General features: G+C 71.7%; 18 protein-coding genes and 1 pseudogene. 14 read left to right on the forward strand and 5 right to left on the reverse strand.

Annotated elements, in window-relative coordinates; translation table 11 throughout:
* Positions 1-48: 48 nt before the first annotated feature.
* Together ASG88_RS12020 and ASG88_RS12025 are read left to right on the forward strand one after the other, a co-directional pair.
* Positions 49-3,924, forward strand: coding sequence for a DNA-directed RNA polymerase subunit beta' (locus ASG88_RS12020; RefSeq protein ID WP_056887651.1), 3,876 nt, complete (start codon positions 49-51; stop codon positions 3,922-3,924).
* 274 nt (positions 3,925-4,198) lie between these two features.
* Entirely contained in the window at positions 4,199-4,879 is a 681-nt protein-coding gene (locus tag ASG88_RS12025) for a DUF429 domain-containing protein (RefSeq protein ID WP_056887652.1), read from the forward strand.
* A 19-nt stretch (positions 4,880-4,898) separates the two neighbouring features.
* Here ASG88_RS12025 and ASG88_RS12030 read toward each other — a convergent pair whose 3' ends face one another.
* Positions 4,899-5,264, reverse strand: a complete 366-nt coding sequence (locus ASG88_RS12030; protein ID WP_056887653.1) for a GntR family transcriptional regulator — start codon at positions 5,262-5,264, stop codon at positions 4,899-4,901.
* On the reverse strand, positions 5,261-6,154 hold the full coding sequence (locus ASG88_RS12035; RefSeq protein WP_056887654.1) for a hypothetical protein: 894 nt from the start codon (positions 6,152-6,154) through the stop codon (positions 5,261-5,263). Before ASG88_RS12035 ends, ASG88_RS12030 begins: the two co-directional genes overlap by 4 nt.
* A gap of 171 nt (positions 6,155-6,325) precedes the next feature.
* On the opposite strand from ASG88_RS12035, the gene ASG88_RS12040 reads away from it, so the two are divergent.
* Both ASG88_RS12040 and ASG88_RS23790 read left to right on the forward strand, forming a co-directional pair.
* Entirely contained in the window at positions 6,326-7,570 is a 1,245-nt protein-coding gene (locus ASG88_RS12040; protein ID WP_056887655.1) for a geranylgeranyl reductase family protein, read from the forward strand.
* Between the two features lie 81 nt (positions 7,571-7,651).
* Positions 7,652-8,446 (forward strand): lysophospholipid acyltransferase family protein, encoded by a 795-nt coding sequence (locus tag ASG88_RS23790; protein WP_082600330.1) that lies wholly within the window; start codon positions 7,652-7,654, stop codon positions 8,444-8,446.
* 172 nt (positions 8,447-8,618) lie between these two features.
* Here the strand turns inward: ASG88_RS23790 and ASG88_RS23795 are convergent.
* Positions 8,619-9,521: pseudogene (locus ASG88_RS23795) on the reverse strand (acyltransferase family protein); the annotation flags it as partial.
* A gap of 46 nt (positions 9,522-9,567) precedes the next feature.
* Between ASG88_RS23795 and ASG88_RS12055 the strand changes: the two are divergent.
* The 4 genes from ASG88_RS12055 to ASG88_RS12070 all read left to right on the forward strand — a co-directional run bounded on the left by ASG88_RS12055 (position 9,568) and on the right by ASG88_RS12070 (position 13,896).
* Positions 9,568-10,512 carry an NUDIX domain-containing protein gene (locus tag ASG88_RS12055; RefSeq protein ID WP_056887658.1) on the forward strand — a complete coding sequence of 315 codons (945 nt, stop codon included), beginning with the start codon at positions 9,568-9,570 and terminating at the stop codon, positions 10,510-10,512.
* A 122-nt stretch (positions 10,513-10,634) separates the two neighbouring features.
* Positions 10,635-11,870 (forward strand): class I SAM-dependent methyltransferase, encoded by a 1,236-nt coding sequence (locus ASG88_RS12060; protein WP_056887659.1) that lies wholly within the window; start codon positions 10,635-10,637, stop codon positions 11,868-11,870.
* Positions 11,863-12,888 carry a hypothetical protein gene (locus ASG88_RS12065; protein ID WP_056887660.1) on the forward strand — a complete coding sequence of 342 codons (1,026 nt, stop codon included), beginning with the start codon at positions 11,863-11,865 and terminating at the stop codon, positions 12,886-12,888. The genes ASG88_RS12060 and ASG88_RS12065 overlap by 8 nt, the downstream gene beginning before the upstream one ends.
* Before the next feature lie 9 nt (positions 12,889-12,897).
* On the forward strand, positions 12,898-13,896 hold the full coding sequence (locus tag ASG88_RS12070) for a DNA topoisomerase IB (RefSeq protein WP_056887661.1): 999 nt from the start codon (positions 12,898-12,900) through the stop codon (positions 13,894-13,896).
* Between the two features lie 150 nt (positions 13,897-14,046).
* Here the strand turns inward: ASG88_RS12070 and serC are convergent, their stop codons facing one another.
* Positions 14,047-15,162: a phosphoserine transaminase gene (gene serC, locus ASG88_RS12075; protein WP_082600332.1), complete on the reverse strand. Its 1,116-nt coding sequence runs from the start codon at positions 15,160-15,162 to the stop codon at positions 14,047-14,049.
* A 55-nt stretch (positions 15,163-15,217) separates the two neighbouring features.
* Here serC and ASG88_RS12080 point away from each other — a divergent pair, with 55 nt between their 5' ends.
* Both ASG88_RS12080 and ASG88_RS12085 read left to right on the forward strand, forming a co-directional pair.
* Positions 15,218-15,793, forward strand: coding sequence for a GNAT family N-acetyltransferase (locus ASG88_RS12080; RefSeq protein ID WP_235534826.1), 576 nt, complete (start codon positions 15,218-15,220; stop codon positions 15,791-15,793).
* A gap of 83 nt (positions 15,794-15,876) precedes the next feature.
* Positions 15,877-16,470 (forward strand): hypothetical protein, encoded by a 594-nt coding sequence (locus tag ASG88_RS12085; RefSeq protein ID WP_157559699.1) that lies wholly within the window; start codon positions 15,877-15,879, stop codon positions 16,468-16,470.
* A 23-nt stretch (positions 16,471-16,493) separates the two neighbouring features.
* On the opposite strand, the gene ASG88_RS12090 is transcribed toward ASG88_RS12085, so the two are convergent.
* Complete coding sequence (locus tag ASG88_RS12090; protein ID WP_056887663.1) at positions 16,494-17,600, reverse strand: citrate synthase 2; 1,107 nt, start codon at positions 17,598-17,600, stop codon at positions 16,494-16,496.
* Positions 17,601-17,706: 106 nt separating this feature from the next.
* Between ASG88_RS12090 and pdxH the strand changes: the two genes are divergently transcribed.
* Genes pdxH through ASG88_RS12110 form a run of 4 tightly spaced genes read left to right on the forward strand, consistent with a single transcriptional unit; the run spans position 17,707 to position 22,700 of the window.
* A complete protein-coding gene (gene pdxH, locus ASG88_RS12095; protein ID WP_056887664.1) occupies positions 17,707-18,351 on the forward strand; it encodes a pyridoxamine 5'-phosphate oxidase in 645 nt (214 codons plus the stop codon).
* Between the two features lie 52 nt (positions 18,352-18,403).
* Positions 18,404-18,979, forward strand: coding sequence for a TetR/AcrR family transcriptional regulator (locus ASG88_RS12100; RefSeq protein ID WP_235534827.1), 576 nt, complete (start codon positions 18,404-18,406; stop codon positions 18,977-18,979).
* Positions 18,979-20,712 carry an ABC transporter ATP-binding protein gene (locus ASG88_RS12105; RefSeq protein WP_056887666.1) on the forward strand — a complete coding sequence of 578 codons (1,734 nt, stop codon included), beginning with the start codon at positions 18,979-18,981 and terminating at the stop codon, positions 20,710-20,712. The genes ASG88_RS12100 and ASG88_RS12105 overlap by 1 nt, the downstream gene beginning before the upstream one ends.
* Complete coding sequence (locus ASG88_RS12110) at positions 20,709-22,700, forward strand: ABC transporter ATP-binding protein (protein ID WP_056887667.1); 1,992 nt, start codon at positions 20,709-20,711, stop codon at positions 22,698-22,700. Before ASG88_RS12105 ends, ASG88_RS12110 begins: the two co-directional genes overlap by 4 nt.
* The last annotated feature ends 85 nt before the right edge of the window (positions 22,701-22,785 follow it).

Consider the following 22,785-nt stretch of genomic DNA (forward strand, 5'->3'; position numbering starts at 1 on the left):
GGTCCCTCACCCACTGAATTTCGTACCAACTGAAGGGTTGCAGCCATCGTGCTCGACGTGAACTTCTTCGACCAGCTTCAGATCGGCCTGGCCACCGCGGACGACATCCGCACGTGGAGCCACGGCGAGGTCAAGAAGCCGGAGACCATCAACTACCGCACGCTCAAGCCCGAGCGTGACGGCCTCTTCTGCGAGAAGATCTTCGGTCCCACCCGGGACTGGGAGTGCTACTGCGGCAAGTACAAGCGCGTGCGCTTCAAGGGCATCATCTGCGAGCGCTGCGGCGTCGAGGTCACCCGCTCCAAGGTGCGTCGCGAGCGCATGGGCCACATCGAGCTCGCCGCTCCCGTGACCCACATCTGGTACTTCAAGGGCGTCCCCTCGCGCCTCGGCTACCTGCTCGACCTCGCCCCGAAGGACCTCGAGAAGGTCATCTACTTCGCGGCGTACATGATCACCTCCGTCGACGAGGACGCGCGTCACCGCGACCTGTCCTCGCTCGAGGGCAAGGTCGGCCTGGAGCGCGAGCGCCTCGAGAAGCGTCGCGACACCTCCATCGACGACCGCACCAAGAAGCTCGAGGAGGACCTCGCGGCCCTCGAGGCCGAGGGTGCCAAGGCCGACCAGCGCCGCAAGGTCAAGGACGGCGCCGAGCGGGAGATGAAGCAGCTGCGTGATCGTGCGCAGCGCGAGATCGACCGCCTCGACGAGGTCTGGAACACGTTCAAATCCCTCAAGGTGCAGGACCTGCTCGGCGACGAGCTCCTCTACCGCGAGATGAAGACGTGGTTCGGCAAGTACTTCGAGGGCTTCATGGGCGCCACGGCGATCCAGAAGCGCCTCCAGGACTTCGACATCGAGGCCGAGGTGGAGTCGCTGCGCGACACCATCGCCAACGGCAAGGGCCAGAAGAAGGTCCGCGCCCTCAAGCGCCTCAAGGTCGTCGACGCCTTCCGCAAGACCGGCAACCAGCCCATCGGCATGGTCCTCGACGCCGTCCCGGTCATCCCGCCGGACCTGCGTCCGATGGTGCAGCTCGACGGTGGCCGCTTCGCGACCTCCGACCTCAACGACCTGTACCGCCGCGTCATCAACCGCAACAACCGCCTCAAGCGCCTGCTCGACCTCGGTGCTCCCGAGATCATCGTCAACAACGAGAAGCGGATGCTGCAGGAGGCCGTCGACAGCCTCTTCGACAACGGTCGTCGCGGCCGGCCGGTGACCGGTCCGGGCAACCGCCCGCTCAAGTCGCTGTCCGACATGCTCAAGGGCAAGCAGGGTCGCTTCCGCCAGAACCTCCTCGGCAAGCGCGTGGACTACTCGGGCCGCTCGGTCATCGTGTCGGGTCCCCAGCTCAAGCTGCACCAGTGCGGCCTGCCCAAGCAGATGGCGCTCGAGCTCTTCAAGCCGTTCGTGATGAAGCGCCTCGTCGACCTGTCGCACGCGCAGAACATCAAGTCCGCCAAGCGGATGGTCGAGCGCGCCCGCCCGGTCGTGTGGGACGTCCTCGAAGAGGTCATCACCGAGCACCCCGTGCTGCTCAACCGTGCGCCCACGCTGCACCGACTCGGCATCCAGGCCTTCGAGCCCCAGCTGATCGAGGGCAAGGCCATCCAGATCCACCCGCTCGTCTGCGGCGCGTTCAACGCCGACTTCGACGGTGACCAGATGGCGGTGCACCTGCCGCTGTCCGCCGAGGCCCAGGCCGAGGCGCGGATCCTGATGCTGTCGACCAACAACATCCTCAAGCCGTCGGACGGCCGTCCGGTGACCATGCCCTCGCAGGACATGATCATCGGCCTGTTCTGGCTGACGACCGACCGTGACGACCAGGTCGGCGACGGCCGGGTCTTCTCGACCCCGTCCGAGGCGATCATGGCCTACGACCGGGCCGAGATCACCCTGCAGAGCAAGGTGCGGATCCGTCTCGACGACATCGTCCCGCCGCTCGAGGACGAGGCCGGCGCGGACTGGGAGGAGGGCCGCTCGGTCCTGCTCGAGACCACGCTGGGCCGGGTGCTCTTCAACGACACTCTGCCGGCCGACTACCCCTTCGTGAACTACGAGGTGGGCAAGAAGGCCCTCGGCGCGATCGTCAACGACCTCGCCGAGCGCTACACCAAGGTCGAGGTCGCCGCCTCGCTCGACGCCCTCAAGGACGCCGGCTTCCACTGGGCCACCCGCTCCGGTGTGACCGTCTCCATCGACGACGTGACGACGCCGGGCAACAAGGCCGAGATCCTCGCCGACTACGAGGCGCAGGCGGAGAAGGTCCAGAAGCAGTTCGAGCGCGGTCTCGTGACCGACGACGAGCGTCGCCAGGAGCTCATCGAGATCTGGACCCAGGCTTCCAACGACGTCGCCAAGGCGATGGAGGCCAACTTCGACCGGACCAACCCGATCTACATGATGGTCGACTCGGGTGCCTCCGGAAACATGATGCAGATCCGTCAGGTCGCGGCCATGCGTGGACTGGTGGCCAACCCGAAGGGTGACATCATCCCGCGGCCCATCAAGGCCAACTTCCGTGAGGGCCTGTCGGTCCTGGAGTACTTCATCTCCACCCACGGTGCCCGCAAGGGTCTCGCCGACACCGCGCTGCGTACCGCCGACTCGGGCTACCTGACCCGTCGTCTGGTGGACGTCTCGCAGGACGTCATCATCCGCGAGGACGACTGTGGCACCGAGCGCGGTCTGCCCAAGCGGATCGGTGAGCGGGGCGAGGACGGCATCGTGCGCAAGCACGAGAACGCCGAGACCGCGGCGTACGCCCGCTCGTCGGCCGTCGAGATCACCCACCCGGACTCGGGCGAGGTGCTCGCGGGAGCCGGCGACGACCTCGGCGACGTCAAGATCGGCGAGCTCATCGCGGCCGGTATCGAGGAGGTCAAGGTCCGCTCCGTGCTGACCTGCGACGCCCGCACCGGTACCTGCGCGAAGTGCTACGGCCGCTCGCTGGCGACCGGCAAGCTCGTCGACATCGGCGAGGCCGTCGGCATCATCGCGGCCCAGTCGATCGGTGAGCCCGGCACGCAGCTGACGATGCGTACCTTCCACACCGGTGGTGTGGCCTCGGCCGACGACATCACGCAGGGTCTGCCCCGCGTGGTCGAGCTCTTCGAGGCCCGCTCGCCCAAGGGTCGCTCGCCGATCTCGGAGGCCGCCGGTCGTGTCGAGATCGAGGAGACCGACAAGGCCCGCAAGGTCCTGGTCACCCCGGACGACGGCTCGGAGGTCCAGGAGTACCCGGTCAGCAAGCGCTCGCGCCTGCTGGTGACCGACGGCGACCACATCGAGGTCGGCCAGAAGCTCACCGTCGGCACCGAGGACCCGCAGGACGTCCTGCGCATCCTGGGTGTCCGCAAGGCGCAGGAGCACCTGGTGGACGAGGTGCAGAACGTGTACCGCTCGCAGGGTGTGTCGATCCACGACAAGCACATCGAGATCATCGTGCGGCAGATGCTGCGCCGGATCACGGTCATCGAGTCGGGCGACACCAACCTGCTGCCGTCCGACCTGGTCGACCGCGTGCGCTTCGAGGAGGAGAACCGCCGCGCGGTCTCCGAGGGCACCAAGCCCGCCTCGGGTCGTCCGGTGCTCATGGGCATCACCAAGGCCTCGCTCGCGACCGAGTCGTGGCTCTCGGCGGCCTCCTTCCAGGAGACCACCCGGGTGCTCACGGACGCCGCGATCAACGGCCGCTCCGACAGCCTCCGCGGCCTGAAGGAGAACGTGATCATCGGCAAGCTGATCCCGGCCGGCACCGGCCTGGAGCGGTACCGGAACATCCGGGTCGAGCCGACCGAGGAGGCCCGCGCCGCGGCGTACTCCGTGACCGGCTACGACAGCTACGACTACGACTTCGGCAACGGCGGCCAGGCCGTCGCGCTGGACGACTTCGACTTCGGTTCGTACCAGAACTGAGCGCAGCTCAGGTCTGGTGTGACGAACCGGGTCGAGGAGCGTCGGCACGACCGGACGTAGTCCGGGCGCGCGACGCGTCTCGAAACCGAGTCACCAGTAGTCATGACCGGGCCCCGGTCTCCCTCACGGGAGGCCGGGGCCCGGTGCATCTCCCGGCTTCCTGTCGGTCGGGATGGAGTCCCACGCTCCTGCGTGGAAGCGCGGCCCGGCAGGTGGCTGCCGGCCTGTACTTCCACGCACCTGCGTCGGAGTCCATCCACCTAGGCTGGGCGCCATGACGTGGCCGACGGTGCTCGGGGTCGACGGCTGCCGGGGCGGCTGGGTCGGCGTGCGACTGGGCGACCCGACTCCGACCGCGTACGTCGCGCCGACCATCGGCGAGCTGGTCGAGGCGGCGGGGCCGGGGCTGGAGTGCGTCGGCATCGACATGCCCATCGGCCTGCCCGACGACGGTCCCCGCGAGGCCGAGCGGCTCGTCCGCGCCCTGCTCGGCCGCCGCCGGTCGACGGTCTTCAGCACGCTGGTGCGGGAGGCGTACGCCGCACCGTCGTACGCCGCGGGGCAGCTCGTGCAGCGTGCGGCCACCGGCACGGGCTTCAGCCAGCAGTCGTGGGGCCTGCGGCACAAGATCCTCGAGGTCGACGCCTGGGTCCGGGGCGGGGTCCCCGTGCGGGTCGTCGAGATGCACCCCGAGACGTCCTTCGCCGTGATGCTGGGGGAGCCTGTGGCCGAGGGCAAGAAGACTCCCGAGGGTCGGCAGGCGCGGCGTACGGCGCTGCGGGACGCCGGCATCGAGCCACCGGAGCGACCGCGTGGCGGTGTCGGGGAGGACGACCTGCTCGACGCCTGCGCCGTCGCGTGGACGGCGGCCCGGGTGGTGCGCGGGGAGGCGCGGTCGCACCCGGAGGTGCCCGAGATGTTCTCCGACGGGTGGCCGGCCGCCATCTGGGCGTGAGTCGCGCGGGGCCGGCCGGTCAGGACCAGGCGTCGCGCAGCGCCCGCACCGCGTCCTCCAGGCCGACGCCCAGGCTGGCGGCGCGATGCGCGAAGTGGCGGGCCTCCTCGCCGAGGGTGCCGGACCCGTCGGGCGGGGTCGGCGTCGCGGCCACCCGGGTCCCACCTCCCCGCCGGGACGTGACGAGCCCGGCGGCCTCCAGCTCCCGGTAGCTGCGTGCGACGGTCCCGACCGCCAGTCCCAGGTCGCCGGCGAGCTGGCGCAGGGGAGGCAGCCGGTCGCCGACCCGGAGGTCCCCCGCGGCGATCATGCCCACGAGCTGGCGACGCAGCTGCTCGTACGGCGGGGTGGGGTCGTCGAGGTCCACCCGCAGGGTGGCCGTCACCGTGAGGCCGTGGTGGTCGTGTCCTGCCGGACGACGATGCGGGGACCCACGACCGCGGAGCCGAAGCAGGCGGCGCCGACGAGCCCCGCCAGGGCGCAGACCGCCAGGAGCACGGTGCCGAGGACCGGGTACCAGTCGGGCCGGCAGTCGAGGGCCAGCAGGGCGGACGCCATCAGCAGGCCGACCGGCACCGAGGAGAACAGGGTCACGGCGGCGGTGGTCAGGAGCACGCGGCGCCCGGCCGCGCGGCGTACGGCGTCGTCTCCCGCCACGGTGGCCGCGCTGGTGCGCGCCCGGCGGGTGATCGCCAGCAGGGTCGCCACCGCGGTGACCACCACGACGACGAGTGCGAGGAGCATCGGCACGGCGTAGAACGAGCCGGGCCACGGGCCGCGGGCCTGCGCGAAGGAGCCGCACTGCGTGGCCAGGGTCCGCCCGGCCCGGCCGAGGCCGTCCGGGTCCCCCAGGAGCCACCCGATGGCCAGGAGGGTCGCCAGCAGCCCGACACCTGCCGCCGCGGCCGCCCGGCTCCGGGCGTCCAGGACGTCGCCCAGCCGGCGGGTCCCGAGGGACGCGGTCCGCACCGAGGACCGGACGTGCGGGGTGGTGAGCTCCGCGACGCACAGGCACAGCAGCAGGACGCTGGCGCCGACCAGCGGGGCGATCGCGGCCCCGACGCCCGGACCGGGCAGTGCCCAGGTCGTGCCGATCGCGACCGCCGTGCCCGCCACCAGTCCCACGAGCAGCGACACCTGCGCCCGTCGGCGCAGGCGGCACACGAGGTCGCGATCGTCCTGGTCGAGGACCTCGACGGGGCGTCGTGACAGCCCCCACGCCAGGCCGGCGCCGCAGAGGACCGGGATCAGGACGGTGAACAGGCCGACGAACATGGTGCCCCCTGGTGGTGATGACTTGTGCCAGATGCTTGGCACAAATGAGTGTGGGGGCGGCGGACGACTTGTGTCAAGCATGCGGCACAAGAGGTCGGGTCGGGGGTTCGTGGGGCAGACCTCGGGGGCGGCGGTTTCGTCGCCGTTGGGGCCGCGGGGGAGAATCTCCGGGTGACCACCCCCACAGCCACCGACGTCCTCGTCGTCGGCGCCGGACCCGCCGGGTCGGCGGCCGCCGCCTGGAGCGCCCGGGCCGGGCTCGACACGGTGCTCGTGGACGCGCAGGTCTTCCCGCGCGACAAGACGTGCGGCGACGGCCTCACCCCCCGCGCGACCGGCGAGCTGCAGCGGCTCGGGCTCGAGGACTGGCTCCGCGCCCACACCGTCAACCACGGGCTCCGCGCGCACGGCTTCGGCCAGACCCTGCTGCTCCCGTGGCCCTCGCAGCCGGGCAGCAGCCTGCCGTCGTGGGGGTCCGCGGTCGCCCGCACCGAGCTCGACGACCACCTGCGCACCGTCGCGATCAAGAGCGGCGCGCTCGCCCTCGACGGCGTCCGCGCGGTCGACGTACGCATGGAGGGGTCGCGGGTCGCCGCCGTGGTGTTCCGCCGCGGCGAGGAGACCTTCGAGATCGCCTGCCAGCGGCTGGTCGTGGCGGACGGGGTGCGCTCGCCGCTGGGCAAGCTGCTGGGCCGCGAGTGGCACCGCGACACCGTCTACGGCGTCGCCGGCCGGGCGTACGTCGCCTCCGAGATGTCCGACGACCCGTGGATCAGCTCGCACCTCGAGCTGCGCGGCGAGGACGGCGAGATCCTCAGCGGCTACGGCTGGATCTTCCCGCTCGGGACCGGCGAGGTGAACATCGGCGTCGGCACCCTGGCGACCGCCAAGCGACCCGCCAACATCGCCGTCAAGCCGCTCATGTCCTACTACGCCGACCAGCGCCGCGAGGAGTTCAGGCTCTCCGGCGAGCTGCGGGTGCCCACCTCGGCGCTGCTGCCGATGGGCGGTGCCGTGTCCCACGTCGCCGGTGACAACTGGGCCCTGGTCGGCGACGCCGCCGGCTGCGTCAACCCGCTCAACGGCGAGGGCATCGACTACGGGCTCGAGACCGGCCGGTTCGTGGCCGAGGCGATGGCTGCGGGGGAGCACCTCGGCAGCGTGTGGCCGGCTGTCCTGCGCGAGCACTACGGCGAGGCCTTCTCGATCGCCCGCCGGCTGGCCGGCGTCGCCACCGTGCCGCAGGTCGTCGCGGCGCTGGGCCCGGCCGGCATGCGCTCGGACTGGCTGATGACGCTCGCGCTGCGCTGGATGGGCAACCTGGTCGACGACGAGGACCGCGACCGGGCTGCCCGGGTGTGGCGCTGGGCGGGGCGGCGCTCGATCGCCCGCGACGCGCGACCGCCGTTCGCCTGACACCTGCCCCACGACGGACGGCCGCACGGGATACCCTGCCGCCCGGCCGATCCGCGGCCGCGTCCGGAACGAAGAGGGTGCATGAGCGAGGCCTGCTACCGGATGACCAACGCCCTGGGCCGGGCGGCGTTGCGGGTGCTGGGGATCGACACGCACACCTCCGGCGCGGAGCACCTCCCCACGAGCGGGCCGGTGCTGATGGCAGCGACCCACGTCAGCTATCCCGACTTCCTCTTCCTCGAGAAGGCTGCGATCGAGCGGGAGCGCTACGTCCGCTTCATGTGTCGCCACGACGTCTGGAACGTCCCTGGCGTGCGGGCCGCCATGGACCGGATGAAGCACGTGCCCGTCGATCGCGAGGCGCCCGCGGGGGCCTACCTGAGGGCCAGGCGCCTGCTGCGCGAGGGCGAGGCCGTGTGCGCCTTCCCCGAGGCCGGGATCTCCTACTCCTACACCGTGCGCTCGCTGATGCGCGGCGTCGCGAGCCTGGCCCGGGAGACCGGAGCCCCGGTGGTCCCGGTGGCCCTGTGGGGCAGCCAGCGGATCTGGAGCGTCGGGATGCCGGACGAGGACGGGCGCAAGCCACGGCCGAGCCTGGACCGCGGGCGTCGGGTCGACGTGGTCATGGGGGAGCCCGTCACCGTGAAGCCCGGGGACGACCTCACGGAGTGGACGCGGGACCTCGGTCGTCGGATGACGTCGCTGCTGGAGGGGCTGCAGGGTCTGCCGCACCACCGGCAGCGACCGGGGGAACGGGCCACGTGGCACCCGGCCCACCTGGGTGGAGCGGCTCCGAGTCGACGCGAGGCGGAGGAGCTGGACTCGGTGCCTCGCTCGGCGGTGCCTCCGACGTGGGGTCCGGTGCCCCTGCCGTAGGCGCTGTCGTGGCCGGGCCCGGGGCGGGAGGAGCGGCCGGGGCAGGCGCTGCGGCCGGGGCGGTCGACCCGTGCGTGCGGTGGCGCCGCGCCTCGAGCCAGCCCAGGGGGTTGGTGAACGGCTCGAGCACCCGGCGTACGGGCGGGCTGGCCAGCAGCAGCGTGAGCGCGATCGCCCCGAGGATCGTCAGCACCAGGCCGAGCGAGGGGTAGGACGCGGTGAACTCGGGCCAGCCGAGCGCCTTGAAGGTCTTGATCACGAAGCCGTGGAAGAGGTAGATGACCATCGTGGCGCCGCCCATGGTGGTGAACCAGCCGAGCGAGCGGCGCGGCACCAGCGACATGGCGGCGAAGGCGCCGAGCAGGCCGACCATCATCACCGTCAGGCGGGTCTGGAAGGCGATCTCGTTGTCGATCGGGAGCTCGTTGTAGCCCGTGTCGTACCAGAGCAGCGCGGTCTCGGCCCACGTGTCGGTGTAGACCGCCATGACCCCGATGCCGATGAGCATCGGGACGGCGGCGACCCGCACCCAGACGTCGTCGAGGTGCGCCAGGTGGCGCGGCTTGAGGTGCAGGCCGAGCACGAAGAACGGCAGCAGTCCCAGGAAGCGCGGGATCATCAGCGCGTCGGTGTCCCAGAGGCCGCCGGCCAGGCTGACGATCACGGACAGCGGCAGGAAGAGCCAGTGCAGCTTGAGGATCGGGGTCACGAGGCGCCACATCAGCAGCACGATGAGGTACCACATCGTCCAGTGCGGCTCGATCCACAACGGCCCGGTGACGTTCTCGTCGACCACGGTCCGGCGGTAGTAGAAGAGCGCCGGCTCGAAGATCAGGTAGGGCACCAGCAGCGTGTAGACCAGGCCCTTCATCCGGCGCCGGTCCCACTCGAACGACTTCGACAGGTAGCCGCTCACGAAGACGAACGCCGGGATGTGCCACAGGTAGATGAAGTCGTAGACCCAGTGGCTGCCCTGGCTCTCCTCGACGAGGCCGATCGCGTGGCCGACCACGACGAGGGTGACGAGCACCATCTTGGTGTTGTCGAGCCATGGGTCTCGTTGCGCTGGTGCCACGGGGTGAGGCTACGGCAGACGACCCCGCTCATGGCAGGTTGGTGCCATGGCCTCTCTCCCCAGACGACAGCGCGTGGCGGCGTACGCCGTCATCCTGCGGACCCCGGCCTCCTCCTCGGGACCCATCACTTCCGGCGGCGCCGCGACCGACCCCGAGATCCTGTTGTGCCGGCTCGCGCCGCGCATCAGCCGCCAGGAGCTCTGGACGCTCCCGGGGGGCGGTCTCGACCACGGCGAGGACCCGCGTGACGCGTTGCTGCGCGAGATCGTCGAGGAGACCGGCCTCGAGGCCGTCGTCGGGGACTCGGCGCGCGTCTACAGCGCGCACCTGCCGCGGGCCTCGCGCGACGGGGTGCTGACCGACTTCCATGCCCTGCGGATCGTGTACGACGCGTGGGTGCCCGCCGACGCCCCGTCGCCGCGGGTCGTCGAGGTGGGTGGATCGACCGTCGAGGCGGCCTGGCACCCGGTGTCGGCCGTGGAGTCGGGCGCGGTGCCGGTGGTGGCCACGGTGGCCGAGGCGCTCGCCGACCACCGGCCGTTCCGCCTGCAGCGGGTCGCGGCGTACGCCCTGCTCCGGCGCGACGACCGGGTGCTGCTCACCCGTCTCTCCGGGCGGGCCGCCCACCCCGGCGCGTGGACGCTGCCGGGGGGTGGCCTCGACCACGGCGAGGCACCGGTCGCGGCCCTGGCCCGCGAGGTCGCCGAGGAGTGCGGCATCGCGTGCGAGGTCGGCGACCTGCTCGGGGTGCACGACGCGCACTTCTCCGGGACGGCCCCGAGCGGCCGGTGGGAGGACTACCACGGCGTCCACCTGGTCTTCGCCGCCACCGTCGCCGACGACGCCGAGGCGCGGGTGGTCGAGGTCGGGGGCACCACCGACGAGGTCGCGTGGGTCCCCGTGCGCGACGTCGAGTCGGGCGCGGTGCCGGTGCTCGACGTGGTCACCTACGCCCTCCGGCTGGAGCCATCGCGTTTGGGTCGGGCGTGAACCGCCGCCCTACGATGAGGACATGAACCCCCGTCAGCGTCGACTCGTCATCCCGGTCGCGCTGGGGGCACTGCTCCTGATCGTCCTCGTCGCGTCGTTCCTGTGAGCCGGGACGACTGACCATGGCCACCGAACCCCTCCTGCGGGCCCTCTCCCGGATGCGCGGGCACCTGCTCGACCCGGAGTCGCTGGTGCGCGCAGTGGCGTCCGGCGCCCAGCGTGGCGGCCGGGTCCCGGAGGTCGCGGGTCGTCCCGTGCGCCGTGTGGAGCTGCGCTACGTCGACCTCAAGGCCGGGCGCCACCTCCAGGTCACGTCGTACGACGACACCCAGGCGCACACGACCAACGTCGCCGCGGGTGAGGCGGCCAAGGTCGCGGTCGACGACCTGCTCGACCAGCCCTTCGGCAGCTGGCACGTCGACACCACCACCCAGACCCACCAGGTGCGGGCCACCAAGAAGCTCGAGGCGGTCACCCACACCCAGGACCGGGCCGCCCCCGTCGAGGCGGAGCGCGGGCACGACAAGGCCAAGCAGCGCCTGCTGCCCGAGGACGACCCGGTGCTCCGGGCCCTGGGCATCTCCGACGCGCAGGGCCGGATCAAGCCCACGCGGCAGGCGAAGTACCGCCAGGTCGAGGAGTTCCTGCGCCTGCTCGACGCGGCGATCGGCGACGCGCTGGCCAAGGGACAGCTGCGCACCCCGACCGAGGACGACCCGCTGCGCGTCGTGGACCTCGGCTGCGGCAACGCCTACCTGACCTTCGCCGCCCACCGCTACCTCTCCGCGGTGCGCGGCCTCCCGGTCCGCGTCACCGGGGTCGACGTCAAGCAGCAGTCGGCCGACCACAACACCGCCGTCGCCGTGACGCTCGGCATCGACGCCGACTTCGTCGTCGGCACCATCGGCGAGGCGGTGCTGCCGCAGCCGCCCGACGTGGTGCTCGCCCTGCACGCCTGCGACACCGCGACCGACGACGCGCTGGCCCGGGCGATCGCGTGGGAGGCGGCCCTGGTGCTGGCGGCCCCCTGCTGCCACCACGACATCGCCGCGCAGCTGCGCAAGGCGCCCACCCCCGCGCCGTACGCGGCGCTCACCCGGCACGGGATCCTGCGCGAGCGCTTCGCCGACACCCTCACCGACGGGCTGCGCGCCGCCATCCTGCGGCTGGTCGGCTACCGCGTCGACGTGGTCGAGTTCGTCGGGAGCGAGCACACGCCCCGCAACACCCTGCTGCGCGCCACCCGGACGGGCAAGGCCGTCTCCGGTGGCAACCTGCGACGCGAGTACGACGACCTGGTGGCCACGTGGGGAGTGCACCCGCACCTCGACGAGCTGCTGGGCCTCTCCCGTGACTGACCTCCGTCGCCGGGTGCTGACCGTCGCCGCGGGGGCCGCGGTCGCCGCGCCCTTCGCGATGGGGCTGGCCGCCGGCGCGGAGCCCGACGACGGCCGGGTGCTCTTCACCTTCGCGGACCCGGAGATCGTCGAGTCCAGCGGGCTGGTGGCCACCGGCGACCGGGCCTGGACGACCAACGACTCCGGGGACACCGGCCGGGTGTTCACCGTCGACACCACCACCGGCGAGACCGTGGGGGTCACCTACTGGGCCGACGGCCCGGTCGACGTCGAGGCACTCGCCCCGGCCGGTCCCGGACGGGTCTGGGTGGGCGACATCGGCGACAACGCGGCCGCGCGGGACTCGATCCGGGTCACCCGGGTGCCGGTCGGGGACGGCGACCGCACGGTCGACGAGGAGACCATCGACCTCGTCTACCCCGACGGGGCCCGGGACGCCGAGGCGCTGCTGGTCCACCCCACGACGGGTCGCCTCCACGTCGTGACCAAGGGGGTCTTCGCCGGCGAGGTCTACGCCGCACCCCCGGAGATCGCCGACGACGCGCCCAACCAGCTCGGCCTCGTCGGGCAGGTCGTCGGGCTGGTCACCGACGGCGCGTTCTTCCCCGACGGTCGCCACGTGGTGCTCCGCACCTACTCGCGCGCCACCGTCTACACCTTCCCCGACCTGGAGTCGCTCGGCTCGTGGGACCTGCCCGCACAGCAGCAGGGCGAGGGGATCGCGGTCACGCCCGAGGGGGACCTGCTGATCAGCAGCGAGGGCCAGCGCTCGGAGGTGTTGTTGGTGGTGGTGCCCCCGCGCATCGAGCGGGCGATGGCCGGGACGACCTCCGCCGCCTCGTCCCCGACGTCGACGACGTCGGCCTCCCCGGCGACGCCCGCCCCGTCCCCGGACGGTGGCACCGTCGCCCAGGACGTGTTCACGCCACCGGACGTGGACGCCTGGCCCTGGGTGGTCGGGGGAGTGGTCGGGGTTCTGGCCCTGGGGGTGCTGTGGAGGAGCCTGAGGCCCCACTAGCCTCACCGCATGCCTCGCCTGCGCCGCACCGCTCCCGACCAGCCGGGCTGGACCCGCCGACGTGCGGGCAAGGGCTTCACCTACCTCGACCAGCACGGGACCCGCCTGGCAGCCGAGGACGTGCAGCGCTGCAAGGAGCTCGTCATCCCGCCGGCGTGGGAGGACGTGTGGATCACGCCCTACGTCAACGGCCACCTCCAGGCGGTCGGCACCGACGACGCCGGGCGGCGGCAGTACCTCTACCACCCGCACTGGCGCGCCAGCCGGGACGCCGCGAAGTTCGACCGGATCATCGGCTTCGGCAAGGCGATGTCCAAGGCCCGCGAGCGGGTGCTCACCGACCTCGGCACCGAGGGGATGACCCAGGAGCGGTCCTGCGCGGTCGCCGTGCGGCTGCTCGACCTCGGCTACTTCCGGATCGGCAACGACGTCTACACCGACACCAACGGCTCCTTCGGCCTCACGACCCTGCTGCGCGAGCACGTGACCAAGCGCCGCGGCAGGCTGACCTTCTGCTTCGTCGGCAAGTCCGGCGTGGAGCACTGCATCGAGATCGACGACGAGCCGACCATCGAGGCCCTCGACGTGATGCGGGCCCGGCGTGGCGGCGGCGACCGCCTGCTCGCGTGGAAGGACGGCCGTCGCTGGCGCGGCCTCGACTCCGGTCAGGTCAACGACTACGTCCGCGAGGCGACCGGCGTCGAGGCCACCGCCAAGGACTTCCGCACCTGGCACGCCACGGTCATCGCGGCCGCCGCGCTCGCGGACACCGACGAGCCTGGCGAGACCAAGGCGTCGCGCAAGCGGGCCGTCGCCGCGACGATGAAGGAGGTCTCCGAGTTCCTCGGCAACACCCCCACGCTGGCCCGGACGGCGTACGTCGACCCGCGGGTGGTCGAGGCCTACGAGCACGGGAAGACGATCCGGGTGCGGTCGTCGTACGACACCGCCGACGCGCGCCAGGCCGCCCTCGAACGCGCGGTGCTGCGCCTGCTCAAGGACGCCTGAGAAGGCCGCGGTCTCGTGGAGCGCGCGGTGCTGCGCCTGCTCGAGGACGCCTGAGAAGGCCGCGGTCTCGTGGAGCGCGCGGTGCTGCGCCTGCTCGAGTACGCCTGAGACGGCCGCGACGAGGTCGCGGCCGCCACTCGGACGTCCGGGTCAGAGGCGCTCGACCACGTGGTCGATGCAGGCGGTGAGCTTCTCGACGTCGCCCGGGTCGACCGCGGGGTACATCGCGATGCGCAGCTGGTTGCGGCCCAGCTTGCGGTAGGGCTCGGTGTCCACGATGCCGTTGGCCCGCAGGACCTTGGCGATCGCAGCGGCGTCGATGGCGTCGTCGAAGTCGACCGTGCCGATCACCAGCGAGCGGTGGCCCGGGTCGGTGACGTAGGGCGTGGTGTACGACGTCCGCTCGGCCCAGCCGTAGAGCGCGTCGGAGCTGGCCGTGGTCCGCTCGACCATGCCGGCGAGGCCGCCCTGGGAGTTCATCCAGTCCAGCTGCTCGGCCATCAGGAAGAGGGTGGCGACCGACGGGGTGTTGTAGGTCTGGTTCTTGGCCGAGTTGTCGATCGCGGTCGGCAGGTCGAAGAACGCCGGGACGTGCCGGTCGCTCGCCGCGATCTCGGCGGCGCGCTCGAGCGCCTTCGGCGACATCAGGGCGATCCACAGCCCGCCGTCGGAGGCGAAGCACTTCTGCGGGGCGAAGTAGTAGGTGTCCACCTCGGCGAGGTCGACGGGCAGGCCACCCGCGCCGGACGTGGCGTCCACGAGCACGATCGAGTCGTCGTCCACGGGACGCACGACCGGGGCCATGACCGCGGTGGAGGTCTCGTTGTGGGCCCACGCGTAGGCGTCGACGCCCTCCTCGGCGACCGCCTCGGGACGCGAGCCCGGGTCGCTGGTGATCACGGTCGGGTCGTCGAGCCACGGCGCCTGCTGGGCGGCCTTGGCGAACTTGGAGGAGAACTCGCCGAAGCTCAGGTGCTGGCTCTTGCGCCGGATCAGGCCGTGGGTCGCGATGTCCCAGAACGCCGTCGCGCCGCCGTTGCCGAGCACGACCTCGTAGCCCTCGGGGAGGTCGAAGAGGGACGCGAGGCCCTCGCGCACGCGGCCGACGGTGTTCTTCACCGGCGCCTGGCGGTGCGAGGTGCCCATCAGCGTGCTGCCGGTCGCGGCGAGCGCGTCGAGGTGGCTGGTCTGGATCTTCGACGGGCCGGCACCGAAACGGCCGTCGGCGGGCAGGAGGTCGGTGGGGATCTGGATCGCGTCGTTCACGGGAAGAAGCCTTCCGGGGAGTCAGTGGTGAGAGGTCCCTGACTACGCTGTCAGCGTGCACAGCCTCTCATCCGACGGCCCCGGCGTGGCAGCGGGTCCACCTGTCGGGGCGGCCGCCGGGCTGGTGATCGAGCGTCTTCCCATCACCGCGCCGGACGCGGTCCTGCTTGTCGAGCAGGTGCAGGAGGAGTACGTCGCGCGCTACGGCGGTCGCGACGAGTCGCCGATCGACGCGAGCGAGTTCGAGGACCCGACGGGCATGTTCTTCGTCGGTCGACTCGGCGCGCTGCCCGTGGTCTCGGGCGCCTGGCGACGGCGTACGGACGTGCTGGTGGACGGCACCCGGCTCACCGCCGAGGTCAAGCGGATGTACGTCGCGCCGACCGCCCGGGGGCTCGGCCTGGCCCGCCGGATGCTCGCCCACCTCGAGGTCACCGCGCACGCGGCCGGCCTGGAGGCCGTGGTGCTCGAGACGGGGGAGAAGCAGCCCGAGGCGATCGAGCTGTACTCCTCCGCGGGCTACCGGCGGATCGCCGGCTTCGGCTACTACCGCGACTCGCCCCTGAGCCGCTGCTTCGGCAAGTCGCTCCGGGACGCGCCGGGCTTGTCCAGCCGACACGCCGAACGGTAGGTACTTCTTTTCCCGTTCGTCCCACGCGTCCCTCCGGGCGCACCTAGCCTCGTCCCGTGCTGCACGGGCGACGAGGAGGGGACATGCGCAGGGGACTGATGGTGGTGCTCGCCCTGGCCATCTCCGCCTGCCTGCTCGCGGTGCCCTCGCAGGCCACGTCGTCGCAGCGCTACGCCCTGCCGGTGGAGTCCTACGCGCCGTACCAGCCGCAGCGGACCTGCGCCCGCAAGGACAAGCCCGGGACCGTGGCGCTCGGCCGGTGGCTGGTCGCCCGCGGGGGCGTGTACGGCGGGACGCTGCGCTCGTGCGGGAGCGGCGGGCAGTCCGAGCACAAGGACGGCCGGGCCTTCGACTGGATGCTCGACGCGAAGGACCCCGACGACAGTGCCGTCGCCGACGCGTTCCTGGTCGAGGCGTTCGCCGACGACGAGCTCGGTGACACCGACGCCCTCGCGCGCCGGATGGGCATCATGTACGTCATCTGGAACGACCGGATGTACGCCGCCTGGGACGGCTTCGAGCCGAAGAAGTACCTCAGCTCCGGCTGCCGCACCCGACGCACCTGCTCGGTGACCCTGCGCCACCGCGACCACATGCACATATCGCTGAGCAGGGCCGGCGCGATGGGTCGCACGAGCTGGTACGTCGAGCAGGCGTTCGCTGTGCCCGTCGTCTGACGGGTGGTCCGAGGCCTGGGGCCTCAGGCGCCCCACCCGTCCTGCCAGCCCTCGACGTCGGAGGCCGGGCGCGAGGGCGGACCGGTGTAGATCGCCGACGGGCGGATCAGCCGACCGGTGCGCTTCTGCTCCAGGATGTGCGCCGACCAGCCACCCGTGCGGGCGCAGGTGAACATCGAGGTGAACATCCGGGCCGGGACCTCGGCGAAGTCGAGGACGATCGCCGCCCAGAACTCCACGTTGGTCTCCAGGACGCGGTCGGGGCGACGCTCGCGCAGCTCGGCGAGCGCGGCCTGCTCGAGCGCCTCGGCGACCGCGTAGCGGGGGGCGTCGAGCTCCTTGGCGGTGCGGCGCAGCACGCGGGCCCGCGGGTCCTCGGCGCGGTAGACGCGGTGGCCGAAGCCCATCAGGCGCTCACCGTTGTCGAGCAGCTCCTTGACGTACGACGCGGCGTCGCCGTCGCGCTTCTCGACCTCCTCGATCATGCCGAGCACTCGCGAGGGCGCGCCGCCGTGCAGCGGACCGCTCATGGCGCCGATGGCCCCGGAGAAGGCGGCCGCGACGTCGGCCCCGGTCGAGGTGATGACGCGGGCGGTGAAGGTCGAGGCGTTCATGCCGTGCTCGGCGGCCGAGGACCAGTAGGCGTCGATGGCCTTGACGTGCTTGGGGTCGGCCTCGCCCTTCCAGCGGATCAGGAAGCGCTCGGCGAGCGTGTGTCCCTGGTCGACGTCCTTCTGCGAGACGACCGGGAGGTGCAGGCCACGCGCGGACTGGGCGGCGTACGACAGGACCATGACCGCGACGCGGGCGAGGTCTGCGCGGGCCTGCTCGTCGCTGATGTCGTAGGTCTGGCCGAAGCCGAACGCGGGGGCGAGCATCGCGACCGCGGCCTGGACGTCGACGCGGACGTCACCGGTGTGGACCGGCAGGTTGAAGGGCTCGGCGGCGGGGAGGCCGGGCGTGTAGGAGCCGTCGATGAGCAGGCCCCAGATGTTCTCGAACGGGACCCGTCCGACGATCTCCTCGATGTCGACGCCGCGGTAGCGCAGCGCCGACCCCTCCTTGTCGGGCTCCGCGATCTCGGTCTCGAATGCGACGACTCCCTCGAGTCCGTGGTGCACCTGCGTCATGGGGTGTGCGCTCCTCTGCGTCGGGGCCCGGCGATGGTCGGCCCTGAGATGGGGGCCCGCGACGGCGGGCGACTCATTGTGCACCTCCGGTCTACTGTCGGGAGTCATGGACCACGCCGTCGACCTGGCCGCCCTGCGCGAGGAGTACTCCCGCGGCGGCCTCGACCTCCCCGACCTCGAGCCCGCCCCGGTGGACATGTTCGTCCGGTGGCTGCGCGACGCGGTCGATGCCGGGATGCACGAGCCCAACGCCATGGTGCTCTCGACGGCCACCCCCGACGGCGTCCCGTCGTCGCGGATGGTGCTGCTCAAGGGCGTCGACGCCGCGGGGTTCGTCTTCTTCACCAACCACACCTCGCGCAAGGGCGACGAGCTCGCAGCCAACCCGCGGTGCGCCCTGCTGCTGCCGTGGCACCCGGTCGAGCGCCAGGTCCGCATCGAGGGGGTGGCGTCGCCGCTGCCGCGCGACGAGGTGGCGGCCTACTTCCGCTCCCGCCCGCGCGGTGCCCAGCTCGGCGCCTGGGCGTCGCGACAGTCGTCGGTGGTGCCGAGCCGGGCCGCGCTCGCGGCCGACTACGCCCGGGTCGAGGAGCGCTTTCCCGACGAGGTGGACCTGCCGGACCACTGGGGCGGCTACCGGGTGCGCCACGAGGTGGTCGAGTTCTGGCAGGGGCGCGCCAGCCGGATGCACGACCGCCTCGTCTACCGGCGCGCCGGGGACGGCTGGTCCGTCGAGCGCCTGGCCCCGTGACGGCGGGAGCCGACGCCTTGTGAGTGAGCGCTCACTCACCTAGGCTGGGCCGGTGCGAACCCGTGCCACCGCCATGTCCGCCGACGACCGCCGCCGCGCCCTCGTCGACGTCACCCTGCCCCTGCTCCTCGAGCACGGCCGCACCGTCACGACCCGCCAGATCGCCGAGGCGGCCGGCGTCGCGGAGGGCACCATCTTCCGCGTCTTCGAGTCGAAGGACGACCTCGTGCAGGCCACCCTCGACCGGGCCTTCGACATCGAGCCCTTCCTCGAGGACCTGCGCCGGATCGACCCGGACCAGCCGCTGCGGGCCCTCGTCACCGAGATGGTGACGCTGCTCCAGAGCCGCTTCCGGGGGATCTTCACGCTGATGACGGCGGTCGGCATGGTCGGTCCCCCGAAGGGGCGCAGCCACGAGCACCACCCGCGCGAGGAGGCGGCCCGGGTGATGGCCGACCTGCTCGCCCCGCACGCCGACGAGGTCCGCGTCCCGGTGGCGCAGCTCGTCCACGTCACGCGGCTGCTGACCTTCTCCGGCAGCCACCCCCACCTCTCCGACGGTCGGATCCTGACCGCCGAGGAGATCGTCTCCACCGTCCTCGACGGCCTGCTCACGAAGGGCGACTGATGCTCCTCCGGCTCATCCGCACCCACCTGGCGCCGTACAAGCGCCCGATCGCCGCCATCGTCGCGCTCCAGTTCCTCGGCACCCTGGCGATGCTCTACCTGCCCAGCCTCAACGCGCAGATCATCGACCAGGGGGTCGTGCTCGGCGACACCGCCTACATCGTCGAGCGCGGCACGGTGATGCTCGCCGTCTCGATCGTCCAGGCGCTGTGCGCGGTCGCTGCGGTGTGGTTCGCCGCACGGACCGCGATGTCCTTCGGCCGCGACATCCGCGCGGCGATCTTCCACCGCGTCGGCACCTTCTCGGCCCGCGAGGTGCAGCACTTCGGCGCCCCGTCGCTGATCACCCGCGAAACCAACGACGTCCAGCAGGTGCAGATGCTGGTCCTGATGGGGTTCACGATGTTCGTGTCCGCGCCGATCATGATGGTCGGCGCCGTCGTCATGGCGATGCGCGAGGACGTCGGGCTCTCGTGGCTCATCGTGGTCGTGGTGCCCGTGCTCGCCCTGGCCGTCGGGCTGATCGTGCGCCAGATGGTGCCCAGCTTCCGGGTGATGCAGGTGCGCATCGACGAGGTCAACCGGGTGCTCCGCGAGCAGGTGACCGGCGTCCGGGTGGTCCGTGCGTTCGTCCGCGAGGAGCACGAGACCCGGCGCTTCGCGCAGGCCAACGACGAGCTGACCGTGGTCGCGATCCGGGCAGGTCGCTGGCAGGCCGGCATGTTCCCCGTGGTCATGCTCGTGGCCAACGTCGCCTCGGTCGCCGTGCTGTGGTTCGGCGGCCACCGCGTGGAGTCCGGGGCGATGGAGGTGGGGGCGCTGACGGCCTACCTCACCTACCTCATGCAGATCATCATGAGCGTGATGATGGGGACCTTCATGATGATGATGATCCCGCGCGCGGCCGTGTGCGCGGACCGCATCGTCGAGGTGCTCGACACCGAGAGCAGCGTGGTGCCTCCCGCCGACCCGGTCACCGAGGTCACCGAGCACGGCACCCTCGTCCTCGACGGCGTGACCTTCGCCTACCCCGGCGCCGAGTCGCCCGTGCTGCGCGGCGTCGACCTCAGCGCCCGGGCCGGACAGACGGTCGCGATCATCGGCTCGACCGGCGCCGGCAAGTCCACCCTGCTCAACCTGGTCCCGCGCCTCTTCGACGCCACCTCCGGCGCCGTGCGGGTCGACGGGGTCGACGTCCGCGACCTGTCCCCGCAGCTGCTCTGGTCGCGGCTCGGCCTCGTCCCCCAGAAGGCGTTCCTCTTCTCCGGCACCGTCGCGGACAACCTGCGCCACGGCAGGACCGACGCCACCGAGGAGGAGATGTGGGACGCCCTCGAGATCGCCCAGGCGCGCGACTTCGTCGCCGCGATGCCCGACGGCCTCGAGTCGAGCGTGTCCCAGGGCGGCAGCAACTTCTCCGGCGGCCAGCGACAACGCCTGGCCATCGCCCGCGCGGTGATCCGCCGACCGGAGATCTACCTCTTCGACGACTCGTTCTCCGCGCTGGACCTGACGACCGACGCCCGGTTGCGGGCCGCGCTCGCGCCAGTGACCCGTGACAGCACGGTGGTGATCGTGGCGCAACGGGTCTCCACGATCCGCGACGCGGACCTCATCGTCGTGCTCGAGGACGGAGCGGTCGTCGGTCGCGGCACGCACGACGAGCTGCTCGCGACCTGCGGCACCTACCGCGAGATCGTCGAGTCGCAGCTGACGGTGGGTGAGGTCGCATGAGCACGAGCGAGAAGAGCGGCGCCGAGGCCCCGCAGAAGCCGGGGACGCTCAAGGAGACCGAGCGCATCGAGGCCGGGCCGGGTGGTCCCGGTCGCGGTCCGATGGGTGCCGGCATGGTGGTCGCCCAGAAGGCCAGCGCCTTCGGGCCGTCGGCCCGGCGCCTCGTCCGGCGGATGGCGCCCTACCGCACCAGGACGCTGGCCGTCATCGCGCTCACCGTCGTCAGCGTCTTCGCGACGGCGGTCGGCCCGCGGGTGCTGGGCCGGGCGACCGACCTCATCTTCAGCGGCGTGATCGGCGGTCGATTGCCCGACGGGCTGTCCAAGGACCAGGCCGTCGACCTGCTCCGCCAGCGCGGCGACGACCAGGTCGCCGACATGGTCAGCGGCATGGACGTGGTGCCCGGCCAGGGCGTCGACTTCGCGGCCGTGGGGGAGGTGCTGCTCGTCGTCCTTGCGATCTACGTCGGCGCGGCCGCCCTCGGCTGGCTGGCCGGCTGGATCCTCAACGACGTCGTGCAGGGCACGGTGCGCCGGATGCGCTCCGACGTCGAGGACAAGGTGCACCGGCTGCCGCTGGCCTACATCGACCGCCAGCCGCGCGGTGAGCTGCTGAGTCGCGTCTCCAACGACATCGACAACGTCAGCACCACCCTCCAGCAGACCCTGAGCCAGCTGCTCACCTCGCTGCTCACGGTGGTCGCGGTGCTCGGGATGATGTTCTGGATCTCGCCGGTGCTCGCCCTCGTGGCCCTCGTCTCGGTGCCGGTCTCGATGCTGGTGACGGGCGCGGTGATGAAGCGCTCGCAAGGGATGTTCGTCCAGCAGTGGCGGCGTACCGGCCGGCTCAACAGCCACATCGAGGAGACCTTCTCGGGGCACGCGCTGGTCAAGGTGTTCGGCCGCCAGGAGGAGGCCGAGCGGGTCTTCGCCGAGGAGAACGACGAGCTGTGGAAGGCGTCGTTCGGCGCCCAGTTCGTGAGCGGCCTGATCATGCCGATCATGATGTTCGTCGGCAACCTCAACTACGTCGTCATCGCAGTCCTCGGTGGCCTGCGGGTCGCCAGCGGCACCATGTCGCTGGGCGAGGTGCAGGCGTTCATCCAGTACTCCCGCCAGTTCACCCAGCCGCTAACCCAGGTCGCGTCCATGGTCAACCTGCTCCAGTCGGGCGTCGCGTCCGCCGAGCGGGTCTTCGAGCTGCTCGACGCCGAGGAGCAGGAGCCCGACGCCGCGGGGGAGCCGGCCACGGACCGCCACGGCGAGGTGCGCTTCGAGGACGTCTCGTTCTCCTACGACCCCGAGCGTCCCCTCCTCCAGGGCCTGTCCCTGGTCGCGCACCCGGGCCAGACGGTCGCCATCGTCGGTCCCACCGGGGCCGGCAAGACCACGCTCGTCAACCTCGTCGAGCGCTTCTACGAGGTCTCGGGCGGGCGGATCACCCTCGACGGCGTCGACATCACCTCGATGCCCCGCAGTGCCCTGCGGCAGCAGATCGGCATGGTCCTCCAGGACACCTGGCTGTTCGCGGGCACCATCCGCGACAACATCGCCTACGGCCGACCCGACGCCAGCGAGGTCGAGATCCACCGGGCCGCCGAGGCGACCTTCGTCGACCGCTTCGTGCACTCGCTGCCCGACGGCTACGACACGCTCATCGACGAGGAGGGGTCCAACCTCTCCGCAGGCGAGCGCCAGCTGGTGACGATCGCGCGTGCCTTCCTGGCCGCGCCGGACCTCCTCATCCTCGACGAGGCGACCTCGTCCGTCGACACCCGCACCGAGCTGCTGCTGCAGCACGCGATGGCGGCGCTGCGCACCGACCGGACGTCGTTCGTCATCGCGCACCGGCTCTCCACGATCCGCGACGCCGACCTGATCCTGGTGATGCGCGACGGGGACATCGTCGAGCAGGGCGACCACGACGAGCTGCTGGAGCGCGACGGTGAGTACGCCGCGCTCTACCGGTCGCAGTTCGAGGCGGCCTGACCACGCCGCGAGGACCGTCTCGAGAACGTGGACGAAAACCCCTTGGCCGCCGCTGGATCGCGACCTACGGTGGTGGCACACGGAA

Origin of the sequence: Nocardioides sp. Soil777, assembly GCF_001428425.1 — a bacterium.
Classification (GTDB): Bacteria; Actinomycetota; Actinomycetes; order Propionibacteriales; family Nocardioidaceae; genus Nocardioides; species Nocardioides terrigena.

Coding starts and splice junctions, on each gene's coding strand:
- ASG88_RS12060 (WP_056887659.1), top strand. CDS start 10,635: ATGGCCACCGAACCCCTCCTGCGGGCCCTCTCCCGGATGCGCGGGCAC.
- ASG88_RS12085 (WP_157559699.1), top strand. CDS start 15,877: ATGCGCAGGGGACTGATGGTGGTGCTCGCCCTGGCCATCTCCGCCTGC.
- ASG88_RS12025 (WP_056887652.1), top strand. CDS start 4,199: ATGACGTGGCCGACGGTGCTCGGGGTCGACGGCTGCCGGGGCGGCTGG.
- ASG88_RS12110 (WP_056887667.1), top strand. CDS start 20,709: ATGAGCACGAGCGAGAAGAGCGGCGCCGAGGCCCCGCAGAAGCCGGGG.
- pdxH (WP_056887664.1), top strand. CDS start 17,707: ATGGACCACGCCGTCGACCTGGCCGCCCTGCGCGAGGAGTACTCCCGC.
- ASG88_RS12090 (WP_056887663.1), bottom strand. CDS start 17,600: ATGACGCAGGTGCACCACGGACTCGAGGGAGTCGTCGCATTCGAGACC.
- ASG88_RS12055 (WP_056887658.1), top strand. CDS start 9,568: ATGGCCTCTCTCCCCAGACGACAGCGCGTGGCGGCGTACGCCGTCATC.
- ASG88_RS12070 (WP_056887661.1), top strand. CDS start 12,898: ATGCCTCGCCTGCGCCGCACCGCTCCCGACCAGCCGGGCTGGACCCGC.
- ASG88_RS12035 (WP_056887654.1), bottom strand. CDS start 6,154: ATGTTCGTCGGCCTGTTCACCGTCCTGATCCCGGTCCTCTGCGGCGCC.
- ASG88_RS12105 (WP_056887666.1), top strand. CDS start 18,979: ATGCTCCTCCGGCTCATCCGCACCCACCTGGCGCCGTACAAGCGCCCG.
- ASG88_RS23790 (WP_082600330.1), top strand. CDS start 7,652: ATGAGCGAGGCCTGCTACCGGATGACCAACGCCCTGGGCCGGGCGGCG.